Genomic DNA, 13,605 nt, shown 5'->3' on the forward strand with positions numbered 1-13,605 from the left:
GCCCGCGCGGGGGGGGCCGGTGGGGTTGGGGGGTGCCCCCCCCCCGGGGGGGGGGGGGGGGGGGGGTTTCCCCCCCCCCCCCCCCCCCCCGTCCGGGGTGGCGGCGGCGTTGTCGGGGCCAATGGAACACTGTGTGCCGCACCACCCAGTTCGCACCGAACCATCACGCTCGTAACGAGGAGAGCCTCCTGTCATGGCCGATCCGACCACCCTGGTACTGCCCGAGAACATGAAACCCTCCGACGGCCGCTTCGGCTGCGGTCCGTCGAAGGTGCGCCCGGAGGCGCTGGCCGCCCTCGCCGCCTCCGGCGCGAGCGTGATGGGGACCTCGCACCGCCAGCCGGCGGTCAAGTCGCTCGTGCACCGGGTCCGCGCCGGTCTGGGCACTCTCTTCGCCCTGCCAGACGGGTACGAGGTCATCCTCGGCAACGGCGGGACGACCGCCTTCTGGGACGCGGCTGCTCTCGGCCTGGTCCGTGACCGCTCCCAGCACCTGACGTTCGGCGAGTTCTCGTCCAAGTTCGCAGCCGTCACCGAGGCCGCCCCGTTCCTGGGTGATCCGACGGTGATCAAGGCCGAGGTCGGCGATGCACCGGTGGCGACAGCCGAGGCCGGCGTCGACGTCTACGCCTGGGCGCACAACGAGACCTCGACCGGAGTGGCAGTGCCCGTCGTCCGGCCTGCAGGCGCCACCGCCGACCAGTTGGTACTCGTCGACGCGACATCCGGAGCCGGCGGCCTCCCGGTCGACATCGGCCAGAGTGACGTCTACTACTTCGCACCCCAGAAGGTGTTCGCCTCCGACGGCGGTCTCTGGATAGCGCTGGCCTCCCCGGCCGCGCTGCAGCGGATCGGCGAGATCGCCGCCACCGATCGCTGGATCCCGGAGTTCCTGTCGATCGCCACCGCCCTGGACAACTCGACCAAGGACCAGACGCTGAACACCCCGGCGGTGGCGACCCTGTTCCTGCTGGCCGACCAGATCGAGTGGATCAACGGCCAGGGCGGCCTGGACTGGGCTACCGGGCGTACCGCGGATTCGTCGTCCCGTCTCTACGAATGGGCTGAGAAGTCCTCCTTCGCCACGCCTTTCGTCGTCCGGCCCGAACTGCGCTCGCAGGTCGTGGGCACCATCGACTTCGATGAGTCCGTCGATGCTGTCGTCGTCGCGAAGACGTTGCGCGCCAACGGCATCGTCGACACCGAGCCCTACCGGAAGCTGGGGCGAAACCAGCTCCGGGTCGGCATGTTCCCGGCCATCGAACCGGATGACGTCTCGGCGCTCACCGCCTGCATCGACCACATCGTCGGGCAGCTCTGAATCCCTGACCGTTATCCCGGCCTGCGGTGCGGCGCGCCTGGGCGTGCTGCACCGCAGGCCGGGATAAATTCACGTCCGGAGAGCTGCGGAAATCTTCCGCGGTGCGGGAGGAGTACGCCATGCGCGCGTTACGGGTTCTGGGTCTGACGCAGACTCCGGAGAACGGCGACGGCAAGTTCCTGGTCTGCGAGGATCCCTCGACGGGTGAGCAGTTCTCGGTGCCGTGCGACGACCGCCTGCGGGCCGGCGCCCGCGGAGACCTGAGCCGCTTCGGCCAGCTCGAGATCGAGATGGAATCGCAGTTGCGACCCCGGGAGATCCAGGCCCGCATCCGCTCCGGAGCCACGGTCGAACAGGTTGCCTCGCTGGCCGGCACCACCACCGCGCGGGTCGAACGCTTCGCCTATCCGGTGCTCCTCGAGCGGGCCAGCATCGTCGAGCGCGCGATCAAGGCGCGCCCGTCGATCGACGGCATCACTGCCGGATCCTCGGTCGCCGAGACCGTCGCCGCCACCCTGGCGGCCAGAGGTCATGACGGCGATGTGAGCTGGGACGCTTTCAAGGACGACGACGGCTGGGTCCTCTGCCTCCGCTGGAACGCGGGCCGTTCGGACAACCAGGCGCAGTGGCTCTTCCACCCGGGCCCCGATGGCGGCACCCTCAGTGCGCGCGACGAGGCCGCCGCGGAGATCGTCGATCCGGCCCTGCGCATTCTCCGACCGTTGCGGCCGGTCCGCCAGAGCGTCGTCTCCTCGGCGCTGCTGGATCCGACCGTTCCCACCGACGCCCCGCCGTCGGACGGCCGAGCCTTCGACTCTCGATCCGCGGAGAAGAACACGTCGGAGCGCCCGGCTGACGCCCGTGCCACCCGTGGTGGCCCCTCTTCCGCACCGTCGGAAGCAGCGTCACGGTCGGCCCACCCGGCCGGCGGCAAGCTGAGCGCGCCGGGCACCAGGCCGCAGGGCGGTTCGGACCGCCCAGGACAGCGGGGGTCGCGCTTCGGTCAGCAACTGCAGCCGCAGAACCGCGCCGGCGCCACGGGCGGTGCCGCCACGGCCATGGCCATCGATCCGGACCAGGACATCGACGCCGTCGAGCGGATCGTCGAGGACACCATCACCGACGAACGGGCCGGCGTCAATCCGATCATCGCCGACGCCACGGTCGCCAGGACGGGTACGGAATCGGCCGCGCCCGCCGGCCCGTCCAAGCCCGCGGCCGCTACCCCTTCGAAGTCGTCCACCGCATCGCCGGCGGCGACCACGGCGGCCAAGCCGGAGGCCCCCAAGCCGGCCAGGCGCGGCCAACGGCCATCCATGCCGTCCTGGGAAGACGTGCTGCTCGGGACCAGGTCCAACGGCCGCTGACCGGTCGGGTCGACACGACACTCCGAAATGCGGCAGCGGCCCAGCCTGGTCGAGCCGGCGCGAGCGCTGATGTCGAACAGTGGGAGCCTGCAAAACAGTGGGAGCCAGGAGTTAAACAGTTGGAGCACTGTCGGTGCCTCGACGTAGCCTTGGCCGGTCATGTCGAACATCCCCCCTGCCCCCGACCAGAGCGTCGAATCATCCACCCGCGAACCCTCGTCCGCGCCCGAACAGGTGGGGCACCGTTCCGCCGGATCGGCCCAGACCCCCACTGTCGCGTCGTTGCGGCGATTGTTGCCCTACGCCCGGCCGGCGTTGCCCTCGTTGGCCGCATCGACGGTGGTGGCGATCGTCGCCACCCTCTGCGGTCTGTCGTTCCCGCTGGTCATCGCCTGGATCATCGACGGCCCGATCGCCCGTCGCAACCTGTCCCAACTCTGGGGCCCTGCCCTGCTCCTGGTCGTGCTCGGCGTCACGGAGGCGGCTCTGTTCTGGCTTCGCCGGGTGCTGGCCACACGGCCCACCATGCGCGTCGAGGCCACCATGCGCGCGGATCTGTACGAGCGTCTGCAGCGTCTGCCGGTCAGCTTCCACGATCGGTGGCCGGCCGGGCAGCTGATGTCCCGCGCCGTATCCGACCTCTCGACCATCCGCCGCTTCCTGGTGTTCGGAGTGGTGTTCCTGGTGGTCAACCTGGTGACGTTCATCGTCGGGGTGGGCATTCTGCTGTTTCTGTCGGTCAAGCTCGGGCTCATCGTCGCTGCGCTGGCGATCCCGCTGGTCCTGCTGTCCTTCCAGTACGAATCGCGGTACCAGATCCTGGCCAGGCGCTCCCAGGACCAGGTCGGCGACCTGGCCACGGTCGTCGAGGAGTCGGTGCTCGGCGTCCGCATCCTCAAGGCGTTCGGGCGCAGCGCGCATCTGGGCCGGACCTTCCGCACCCAGGCCGGTGAGCTGCGGGACACCGAGATGTCCAAGGCGAAGGTGGTGTCGGTGCTCTGGGCGGTGATCATCGCCCTGCCCGAGATCGCGCTGGGTGTCGCGCTGATCCTGGGGATTCGCGACGTGGCGGCGGGAAGTCTGTCGGCAGGTGCACTCGTCGCCTTCTTCGGGACGGCCATGGGTCTGCGGTGGCCGATCGATTCGATCGGCTGGCTGCTGGCCATCGCCAACGACACCGCCGCCGCCAGCGAGCGCTACTTCGAGGTGATGGACTCGCCGTTGACGGTCGTCTCCCCGGACAGCCCGACGGCCGCAGCCCCGTCACGGGGCCATCTGGTGATGTCGGACGTGCGGTTCGCCTTCGCCGATGCCCGTCCTCGTCTCGGGCGCCCGGCGGAGTTGCTCCGCGGGATCGATCTGGAGTTGCAGCCCGGCGAGACGGTGGCCGTGGTCGGCGCGACCGGCAGCGGCAAGACCACGCTCACCTCGCTGATCAACCGGTTGTACGACGTGACGGGTGGGTCCATCCGGCTCGACGGTGTCGACATCAGAGAGCTCGACCTGGCGACGCTGCGGGAGAGCGTGTCCGTGGCGTTCGAGGAACCCACGCTGTTCTCCGCCTCGGTGCGGGAGAACGTGCTGCTGGGCAGTCCGGACGGCTCTGACGAGGACGTCCGGGCCGCACTCGACGTCGCGCAGGCGGACTTCGTGGACGACCTGCCCTGGGGTCTGGACACCAGGATCGGCGAACAGGGCCTTTCCCTGTCCGGTGGTCAACGACAGCGGCTGGCCCTGGCCAGAGCCGTCGTCGGCCGTCCGGCCGTCCTGGTGATGGACGACCCGCTGTCGGCACTGGACATCCATACCGAGGCCCAGGTCGAACGGGCCCTGCGCTCGGTGCTCAGCAGCACCACCGCGCTGCTGGTCGCCCATCGTGCCTCGACGGTGATGCTCGCCGATCGGGTCGCGTTGCTCGAAGACGGCCGGATCACCGCGACCGGCACCCACTCCGAGCTGATGGCCACGGTCCCGGCGTACCGGGATCTGCTGGCCAGCCGCGAGGACCAGGTGGCCGGCGTCCGACGACTGGAAGACGGGGTTCACGCATGACGGCCGTTCCGAACGCCCCCGACACCCATTCCGACGACTCGTGGCGCGGCGTCGCCGCCGAGGACAACAACGACATCTCCGACGCCGTCGGCATCAAGCTGCAGGACCGGTCACGCCGGCTGCTGCGGTCGCTGGTGCGTCCGCACCGGCGTCTCGTCGCACTCGCCACCGTCGTGGTGATCGTCAGCGAACTCGCGTTCCTGGTCGGGCCGCTGATCGTCGCCTACGGCATCGATTCGGCTGTGCCGGCACTGACCAGGGGGGACGGCGGACCGCTGACGTTCACCGCGATCGGCTACCTCGGGGCCGGGGTGCTGAACGCGCTGTCCAAGGCGGTGTTCGTCCGGCTGTCCGCCCGGATCTCGCAGGCGGTGATGCTCGACCTCCGTGGCCGGGTCTTCGATCACTCGCAGGCGCTGAGCCTCTCGTTCCACGAGAAGTACACGTCCGGTCGGGTGATCGCCCGGATGACGAGCGATCTGGACACCCTCTCCGACCTCACCGAGCAGGGACTGGACGGACTGGTCTCCGGAGTGCTGTCGGTCTTCGCCATCAGCGTCGCGCTGCTGTTCCTGGATCTTCCGCTCGGCCTGATCGCACTGATCGCCTTCCTGCCGATCATGTTGCTCACCAGGTGGTTCCAGGGCACCTCGCGCACCATCTACCGGCGAACGCGGACGGCCATCGCGTCGTTGATCGTGCAGTTCACCGAGACCATGAACGGTCTGCGCGCCGTCCTGACCTTCCGTCGCGAGGCCCGGAACGAGGCGATCTTCGCCCAGTTCAACGCCGAGAACGCCCAGGCCAACGGCGACGGGATGATGGCGCTGGCGAAATACACGCCGGCCGTTCGCATGGTCGGCAACCTGACCCTCACCGCGGTGATGATCGTCGGTGCTGTCCAGGTGATCAACGGCGGACTGGCGATCGGGGTACTGGCCGCTTTCCTGCTCTACGTGCGCCGGATGTACGACCCGTTGGACGAGTTGGCGATGTTCTACAACTCCTACCAGTCCGCTGCCGCAGCTCTGGAGAAGCTCTCCGGGCTGCTGGAAGAGGTGCCGTCGGTCCCCGAACCCACCGACCCGATCCCGCTTCCGCACGTCGTCGGCCGGGTCACCTTCGAGAGCGTCCAGTTCTCGTACAACCGCCAGGTCGAGGTGCTGCCCACCTTCGACCTCGACATGCCGGCGGGCCAGACCCTGGCCGTGGTGGGGGCGACAGGCGCCGGAAAGTCGACACTGGCGAAGCTGCTGGCGCGGTTCTACGACCCGACGGTCGGCCGCGTACTGCTGGACCAGGTAGACATCTCGAGGCTGTCGACCGCTGATCTGCGGCGCGGTGTGGTGATGGTGACCCAGGAGTCGTTCCTGTTCTCCGGGTCGGTGGCCGACAACATCGCCCTGGGAAATCCGGCCGCGACCAGGGCAGAGGTCGAGGCAGCCGCCGATGCCATCGGGGCCGGCACCTTCATCCGCTCTCTGCCCGAAGGCTTCGACACGGACGTCCGCAAGCGCGGTGGTCGGCTTTCGGCCGGCCAGCGGCAGCTGGTCGGCTTTGCCAGAGCCTTCCTGGCCGACCCCGCGGTGCTGATCCTGGACGAAGCGACCGCCTCTCTCGACATCCCCTCGGAACGGGCGGTGCAGGCTGCGCTGCGGACGGTGCTGCACAACCGGACGGCGGTGATCATCGCGCATCGGCTGTCAACGGTGGCCATCGCGGACCGGGTGCTGGTGATGGATCACGGCCGGATCCTCGAGGATGGCGCCCCGGCCGAGCTGATCAGCGGGGGCGGCCGATTCGCCGGCCTGCACTCGGCCTGGCAGGAGTCGCTCGTCTGAGCCGGCCTGACCTGACGGGCCAGACAGGCCCGTCAGACAGGCCCGTCAGGTCAGGTCAGTCAGGTCAGGTCAGGCCCGTCAGGTCAGGAAGATCAGCACCGAGAGCCAGGCGACAAGAACACCCAGTACCGCTCCGCCCGAGATCCACCGCAGCACCGGCAGTCCTCGGGACAGCCACAGCGCCGGCCCCAGCCCACCGGCCACGACGATGTTGATCCCGATGGCCAGGATCGGGTGGTCGGACAAGCCCGACGACAGGACGTACACGGCGCTGGCCACCAGGAACAGGGCGAATCCGGCCAGCGCCAGACCCGGCCCCCACGGCACCGGCTCGCCGCCCTCGCGCCACTCCTCCACCCATGCCCAGTCGCGGGCGTCCAGGTCGAAGTTCTCGTTGTTCAGGTCGGTGAGTTCGCCGTCCGGACCCTCGACACCCGCGCGATCAACACCCGTGCGCTCGACACCAACGCCCTCAGCACCCGGGCGATCAACACCCGCACCCTCCAGCCCCGGACCATCGACGACATCGGTGGTCATACCACCCGTTGATCGTTCCGATGCGGCGGGCCCCCCGGCAGACGCCGAGAGCTTGTCAGAAGACACGGCCGCGCTGGAAGTCGTCGCGGTGCGTTCCGGGATCTGCCCGGAATCGCCCGGAATCTCCGTCATCGGGCGCCGGCCCGACGACGGCCGATCACCGATGAGGGCAGGGCCGCAGGAACGTGCATGGGATCAGTGTGCCGTACGAGCGGTCACCGGTCGGCGGCAATCTCGGCGAAGGCAATGGCACCGGCGGTCGCCACGTTCAGGGAATCGACGCCGTTGGCCATCGGGATTCGCACGTGCAGGTCAGCGGCATCCAGCGCCATCTCCGTCAGACCAGGCCCTTCAGATCCGAGCAGGAGCGCAACCCGGCGCCCCGACAGCCCGGCGCTCCTCAGCGTGATCGCACCGGGTCGTGGAGTCAACCCGACCACGGTGAAACCGTTCGCGCGCAACATGTCTGCCGGTTCCGGCCAATCCCCTGACACCGATGCGAACGGCACGAAGAGCACGGTCCCCATCGACACCCGGACGCTTCGTCGGTACAGCGGATCTGCGCAGCCCTCACCGAGCAGGACGGCTCCGATCCCGAGGGCAGCCGCGTTTCGAAAGACCGACCCGAGATTCTCGTGGTCGCCGACGCCCTCGAGCATCACCACCGACGACACCGATCCGAGCAGGTCCTGCGCCGGCGGGAACAACACGCGATCGGCGGTGGCCAGCCCGCCGCGGTTGAGATGGAACCCGACGACCTCGGCCATCAACTCCGCTGAAGCCACATAGGAGGGGGCATCGAGGCCGGCCAGGTCGGATTCGAGTTCCTGTAGTCGACGCTCCACGCCGAGGAGGGCACGGACGGGGTAGGCCGAGGCAAGCAGTCTGCGGACCACCACGGTGCCCTCGGCGACCACCAGTCCTCGGCCACCGGGCCGATCGGGCCGCCGGTCCGCTGTGGTCAGATCGCGGAAGTCATCGAGGCGCGGGTCGTCGGGATCGGTGATCTGGATCGGCGATGTCACGCCCGGATCCTGCCGCACGGCTGGACATCGATCCGGATCCGACCACGCGAACCTGCGCCGCCAACCTCCAGCTTGCGACACCGTCGGGACCGGAGACTCCCGCACCGGGTCGGCGCAATGAAAGTCAGCGGGTGGACAGATCGTTCAGGATCACGGCGGCGCGGTGCAGGATCTCGCGATCCTTGGAGGGCAGGTCTGCGAGTTGTCTGGCCAGCCACGCTTCCCTGGCCTCCACGTAGCTCTCCATACGAGTCACACCTTCTTCGGTGATCTCCACCAACACCTGGCGTCCATCGGCCGGGTTGTCCTTCCGGACCACCACTCCCGCATTCTCGAGACCATCGACGACGCGCGTGATCGACGGTGGCCGCACCTGTTCACGGATTGCGAGTTCCCCCGCGGTGATCGGGCCATCACGCCAGATGATGGCAAGCGCCGAGATCTGGGTGAGGGTGAGGTCGTGAGTCGGGTGTTGCTGACGCAGCCGCCGGGTGAGGCGGTGGATGGCCAGGCGCAATTCGTTGGCGAGGGGAGCTACGTCAGGCATGTGGGTAACCATACTATTAAGTCAGGGCAAATGAACGCGCGGATTCTGCTACTCAACGAGTTGCCACCTTCTGCCCAGAGCCACCACACATTCACGTCCCGCCTTTTACCGACCTGTTACCCATTTCGTCGTCCGCGGTTCGGCATGTTCGGGGGGCCTGTCCGCAACACTGTTCACGCAGGCACTGCATCCGATCATCGACAACGGCCCACCTTCCCCCGTGCAGCCCGATCGAGACGTTCCCACCTACTCCCCGCCGCCGCTGCCGATGTGCGCCAACCTGTTTCACATCGTTGTTGCGGTGACGGCGGTCCGGTTCCTGGCCGTCGTCGCGGTGATCCTGCACCTGGACGACCTTCGGGCCGACCACCGTCCGGAATGGCTGTGGACACCGTAAGCCGGGACCTTTCTCGGTGGCCTCGGCCTTTCGGCGTACGACTGGCAACGCCGTACCTCACGGCTTTCGCTGTACGTCTGGCAACGCACTGCGTCACGGCAGAGTGGGAGGTCCGCCCAGCAGATGTGCTTGGACGAGAACATCTGACCTCGGGCGTCAGGCCCGGCCGTTCTCCCCGAAGGTGACGACGTCGCCGCGGGCAGCAGCGACCGCCGTTTCCCGGTCCTTCCACCGCCCCGCCCGCCAGGCCACCGCCCGCCCGATGCCCTCCGGCGACCCGTCCGTCACCAGGGCACTGCGATCGACGCCGGTCCGCTCCGGGGCCGACCACCAGCGGACGACGACGGACGGGCCACGACCGGGGCGGACGGAGAGACCCGGCATCGTCAGGAGCGTTCCGGCGGGGAACACGTCTGCCAGCGCGACCCCGAGGGCCAGAGCCGAACGCTGAGCGGCGGCTTGCTCCGCCTCGGTCGGAAGTCCGGCGACCGCCGACCCGGAAGCCGGACGCTCTCCCCGACCGGCGACGGCAGCACCCGTGCCGACGGCGTCGATCTCGCCAGCGACGATCTCGACGGCGACCGCGACCGAGGCCAGGTCCAGGTCGAGGGCACGCGCAACCCGCTCCGGATCATCACCGCCGGCGACCAGCCGATCGGCGCCGACGACCTGCGCGAACCAGGGCAGATCGAGCACGAGGGCGTCGTCGGCATCGATGACGGAGCCGTCCAACACGCGCACTGAACCGGGGAGCGGGATGTGCTGGTCCCCACGAAGGACGTCGACGGCCACCGCGGTCAGGGCGGGCACCGACCAGGCGTCGACCAACCGCTCCGGATCGGCGAGCCGCCGGACGAACTCCGCCGCGTCGGCCCGGACGGCGGCTGCGCTGCTGTCCAGCACACCGATGGCCAACGCCACCTCGACATCGAGCACAACCGGGAGCTCGTCGTAGAGACCGGCAAGCCCGACAGCCGCGGGTAGCTTCCAACGGTCTGGCGTCTCACCATCGATCGAAGCGAAATGCGTGAGCCACCAACGGGTATAGGACGGCTCGGGGCCGGACTGGGCATCGAGGGTGTCTCGGGCCCGCCGGTCGCCGGACAGCATGTCGAGCAGTTGTGGCCACCGGCCGTCGTCCACCAGGTCGAGGTCGGCGACGGCGTCGAAGGGCTCCGGTGGCAGCGAATCCCCGACCACCTCCGACCACCACCGCTCCAGATCCGGGAGGTCGGCCTCGGCGTCCTGCACCTGGACGATCTTGACGCCCGTGCGGACCCCGATGGCGGCCAGCGCCGACGGTGGGTAGCCGGTCCACTCAGGCCCGATCATCGGCAGGTCGGCGTCGGCGGCCAACACCGCGGCCAACGGAGCGCCGGGCAACAGGAGTTCTCCAGCCGGCCACGCCTCACCGCCGGCATCGGTGAGAACCACGTCAGCCAGCAGACTCTCGCTCAGCAGAGCATCTGCCACCGGCGTGTCACCGCACAGGTCGAGGGCAAGACGGGCCAGATCGCGGAGCTCGTCGGGGTCCGGATCGGCGTCCTCCAGGTCTTGACGGAACTCGTGGAACAGCTGCGTGAGCGCGGGATCGGTGAGCAGGGCTGCGGCATCAGCCGGGACGCCACCGAGCCGCCCGAGCAAGGGATGAACGGCGTCGGGATGCACGATGCGCAGTTCCGGGGCGAAGGTCACCGCCCGGTCGAGCAGAGCGTCTTCCAGTGCACCGGGTCCGGGCAGCAGCGATCCGGCAGGCCCGATCCGGCGCCCTCCGCCGGACAGCGGAATCGGCAGATTCGCCAGATCCTCGGCGTTCTGGTCCGACAGGGCCTCGTACACCTCGTGCCAGAACACTGGCGAGCCGTCCAGCCCGGCCAGCGAGGAAATCGCCTCGGCCAACGGCAGCGTCGACACCCCCAGCAGTCGCATCGCCTCGAGCTGACCGGGTGACCGGGGGGGCAGGAGCAGACCCGGAATGGCGCGGCCCAGCAGCACCCCGGCCGCGTCCGACACGCCGACGACGACGCAGGCCTGCGCCGGCACGACCGGAACGTCCAGCACCGTGACCATCACGGGCGCCCTGGCCAGTCGACGGACGATGCCCTGCCGCAGGGCGCCGTCGACCGGGCCCAACGGAAAACCCGCCGCCGGCACCAGTGCGAACCGGTCCGCCACCGCAACCGCGGTGAAGAGCTCCGAATACTCCGCCGCCGCCTGGTCCAACAGGTAGTCGGTCAGGGCGCCGGGCGCGAGGCGGCGACGGGTGTCGTCCACCGGGAACGTCCCGACCAGGCGGGCCGGCAGAGACAGCGGCTCGTCCGTCGGCGTCGGCGCGCCCAGGTACATCGGTTCGATCACCGGGTCCAGATCGAACCCCAGCACCGGAGCCGGCCTGTCCACGGCCAGGATCCAAGTCAGCTGCCATGCGTTGCGGTCACGTTCCTCGATCGGCCGATCACCCAGCAGCGCAACGGGAATCGTCCCGCTACGGGTGGCAGATCGGTACGCGGTGACCGTCCCACCGTCCTCGATGACGGTGGTGCCGTCGTCCAGATCCTCCCGCGAGATGACGCGGGTCGCCCGGCCGGGCACGTCGATCTCGACCGTCATCAGCCCGGGCAACGCCCACAGCAGGTCGTCGCCGACCGCCAGCAACAGCTCGACCAACGGCTCGCGAAGCCCGGCCCGCAGCGGCAGGCGGACTTCGGTGTCGAAGCCCGGCGGCACCGGATCGCCTGACTCGGCGGGCCAGGGCAGGCGCAGCGCCGGCACCTGCCCGGTCCGGGCCGTCATCTCCCGGTCCAGACCCGTGACACCGAGATCCACCACTGCAGAAGCGGTGTCGGTCCGGGAGAATCGCACGCCCCCGGTCCTGGAGACCACCTGCGGCTCATCGGTGACGGTCAGGACAGCGGTGAAGCCGACGCCGAAATGGCCGACGGTGGCGGCGTGACCGCGTTTGGCCGAAGCACGGAGCGAGGCGAGGCCGGCGACCCCGTCGGCGGTCAGCGGGACGCCGACGTTGGCGACCCGGAGCTGCACCCCCCGGTCCACATCGGTCAGCGAGAATCGCACCCGACCCGGCGCGCCATTCTCACGGGCGGCGTCGACTCCGTTCGCTGCGAGTTCGATCAGCAACCGGTCGGCGTATCCGCCGATCGCCAGCGCCTCCTCGGCGTTGGCGTCCTCGCGGAATCTCGCCGGGGACGCAGCCCAGGCCGCCAACACCACCCGGCGCAGTGCCCCGGTGCCGAAGGGGTCGCCCGTCACCGGTACTGCCGCTTCGGCCGCCGGCACCGGGACGATCAGTCCTGCGCGTCGATCGAGGACGGATCCGTGCTGTCGTCCGGCTCATCGAGAATCACGCCGTCATCCAGAACCCCGCCCTCATCCAGAACCACTGCGTCATCCAGAACCACTGCGTCATCCAGAACCACTGCGTCACCACGGGTCTCGCCAACCCCGATCGGGCGCCGGTGGACCTCGAGGGCGAGCTCGTCGATGACCTTGTCGGTGGCCGCCGACCGGGCCGGCATGTCAACGACCGTCTCCGAATGCGCGCCGCAGCCGTAACCGGCATCGACGACCCGGCCGTCCGCCGGAGCGAACTCGTTGCCGCAGGCACCCGCCAGGCCACCGAGCGAACCCGCCAGCGGCAGGTAGAACGCGCAGGTCACGCAATGACCGGGCGCAGCAAGTGCCATGTCGTCGGACGGTCCGAACGAGCCTTCGTGCAGGCGCTCGGCGAACTCGATGCGGCCGTCACGACTGAGGACCCTGACCCGACCGATCCCCAGCTCGCGGGCCACGGCCTCGACGGCCGGATCGTCGGATTGGAGGTACGCGGGAACCACCCGGGGGTCGTCGGCCGGCAGCGGCAGCAGGTCACCGATACCGAGATCGCCCGGCCGGACCCGCTCGTCCCACGGGATCCAGGCCGGAGCCAGCAGCGCGCCCTGACCGGGGATCAACACCACTTCGCTGACGGTCGGCCCCTGCTCGTCGAGGACGGCCAACGTCACCGACCACTGCCAGCCCTGGTAGCCCGGTTGCCGGGCATCGAAGGTCGCGGTCACGGCGACGTCGTCCTCCGCGACGGACATCAGGAGGTCGCCGACGTGGTCGGCGCTGCCCGCTTCCCCGACGGCGGCGGCCCTGGCCAGATCGAGGGCCACCTGGTCGAGCACGACGATCAGGACGGGGGGAACGTCGTCGGAGACGGCTGGATCGACGCTGACCTGCACAGTCGATCCGGCGTCGGTCACGGTGGGAGACGACGTCAGATCCGAAGCGGCGTCGTCGATGGTCGCGCTCGGGGCTGGGTTGGAACTCACAGGCCCATCTTGCCGCATGCCATCGCCGACAACTCACGCGCCGTGTTGGCCAAGGCTGTACGCCGTGGACTCGCGGTGGGGCAGGATGAGGGGGTGAGCGAGTCCGGTCCCGATTCCGGCACCTCCGGGACTGACCGGCGGTCCGATCCCGAGTCCGGCACGCCGGTGCCCGGATACGGCCCGC

General features: G+C 69.5%; 10 protein-coding genes. 5 read left to right on the forward strand and 5 right to left on the reverse strand.

Annotated elements, in window-relative coordinates:
* Window positions 1-193: 193 nt before the first annotated feature.
* The 4 genes from serC (at window position 194) to ABIB25_RS06240 (ending at window position 6,581) form a co-directional block, all read left to right on the forward strand.
* The gene (gene serC / locus ABIB25_RS06225) at window positions 194-1,321 is read left to right on the forward strand and encodes a phosphoserine transaminase (protein WP_354527568.1); all 1,128 of its coding nucleotides are present in this window, start codon (window positions 194-196) and stop codon (window positions 1,319-1,321) included.
* A 119-nt stretch (window positions 1,322-1,440) separates the two neighbouring features.
* On the forward strand, window positions 1,441-2,688 hold the full coding sequence (gene sepH / locus ABIB25_RS06230; RefSeq protein WP_354527569.1) for a septation protein SepH: 1,248 nt from the start codon (window positions 1,441-1,443) through the stop codon (window positions 2,686-2,688).
* Window positions 2,689-2,847: 159 nt separating this feature from the next.
* Window positions 2,848-4,740, forward strand: coding sequence for an ABC transporter ATP-binding protein (locus tag ABIB25_RS06235; protein WP_354527570.1), 1,893 nt, complete (start codon window positions 2,848-2,850; stop codon window positions 4,738-4,740).
* The gene (locus ABIB25_RS06240) at window positions 4,737-6,581 is read left to right on the forward strand and encodes an ABC transporter ATP-binding protein (protein WP_354527571.1); all 1,845 of its coding nucleotides are present in this window, start codon (window positions 4,737-4,739) and stop codon (window positions 6,579-6,581) included. The genes ABIB25_RS06235 and ABIB25_RS06240 overlap by 4 nt, the downstream gene beginning before the upstream one ends.
* Window positions 6,582-6,659: 78 nt before the next feature.
* Here the strand turns inward: ABIB25_RS06240 and ABIB25_RS29175 are convergent, their stop codons facing one another.
* The 3 genes from ABIB25_RS29175 to ABIB25_RS06255 all read right to left on the reverse strand — a co-directional run bounded on the left by ABIB25_RS29175 (window position 6,660) and on the right by ABIB25_RS06255 (window position 8,690).
* Complete coding sequence (locus ABIB25_RS29175; protein WP_502919756.1) at window positions 6,660-7,118, reverse strand: DUF2537 domain-containing protein; 459 nt, start codon at window positions 7,116-7,118, stop codon at window positions 6,660-6,662.
* A gap of 215 nt (window positions 7,119-7,333) precedes the next feature.
* A complete protein-coding gene (locus ABIB25_RS06250) occupies window positions 7,334-8,143 on the reverse strand; it encodes a TrmH family RNA methyltransferase (RefSeq protein ID WP_354527572.1) in 810 nt (269 codons plus the stop codon).
* A 124-nt stretch (window positions 8,144-8,267) separates the two neighbouring features.
* A complete protein-coding gene (locus tag ABIB25_RS06255; RefSeq protein WP_354527573.1) occupies window positions 8,268-8,690 on the reverse strand; it encodes a MarR family winged helix-turn-helix transcriptional regulator in 423 nt (140 codons plus the stop codon).
* A 220-nt stretch (window positions 8,691-8,910) separates the two neighbouring features.
* On the opposite strand from ABIB25_RS06255, the gene ABIB25_RS06260 reads away from it, so the two are divergent.
* Window positions 8,911-9,087: a hypothetical protein gene (locus tag ABIB25_RS06260; RefSeq protein WP_354527574.1), complete on the forward strand. Its 177-nt coding sequence runs from the start codon at window positions 8,911-8,913 to the stop codon at window positions 9,085-9,087.
* A gap of 156 nt (window positions 9,088-9,243) precedes the next feature.
* Here ABIB25_RS06260 and ABIB25_RS06265 read toward each other — a convergent pair whose 3' ends face one another.
* Window positions 9,244-12,357 (reverse strand): sacsin N-terminal ATP-binding-like domain-containing protein, encoded by a 3,114-nt coding sequence (locus ABIB25_RS06265; protein WP_354527575.1) that lies wholly within the window; start codon window positions 12,355-12,357, stop codon window positions 9,244-9,246.
* A gap of 35 nt (window positions 12,358-12,392) precedes the next feature.
* A complete protein-coding gene (locus ABIB25_RS06270) occupies window positions 12,393-13,421 on the reverse strand; it encodes a DUF3027 domain-containing protein (RefSeq protein WP_354527576.1) in 1,029 nt (342 codons plus the stop codon).
* Window positions 13,422-13,605: the final 184 nt, after the last annotated feature.

Source organism: Nakamurella sp. UYEF19 (genome assembly GCF_040546275.1).
Classification (GTDB): Bacteria; Actinomycetota; Actinomycetes; order Mycobacteriales; family Nakamurellaceae; genus Nakamurella.

Coding starts and splice junctions, on each gene's coding strand:
- serC (WP_354527568.1), top strand. CDS start 194: ATGGCCGATCCGACCACCCTGGTACTGCCCGAGAACATGAAACCCTCC.
- sepH (WP_354527569.1), top strand. CDS start 1,441: ATGCGCGCGTTACGGGTTCTGGGTCTGACGCAGACTCCGGAGAACGGC.
- ABIB25_RS06235 (WP_354527570.1), top strand. CDS start 2,848: ATGTCGAACATCCCCCCTGCCCCCGACCAGAGCGTCGAATCATCCACC.
- ABIB25_RS06240 (WP_354527571.1), top strand. CDS start 4,737: ATGACGGCCGTTCCGAACGCCCCCGACACCCATTCCGACGACTCGTGG.
- ABIB25_RS29175 (WP_502919756.1), bottom strand. CDS start 7,118: ATGACCACCGATGTCGTCGATGGTCCGGGGCTGGAGGGTGCGGGTGTT.
- ABIB25_RS06255 (WP_354527573.1), bottom strand. CDS start 8,690: ATGCCTGACGTAGCTCCCCTCGCCAACGAATTGCGCCTGGCCATCCAC.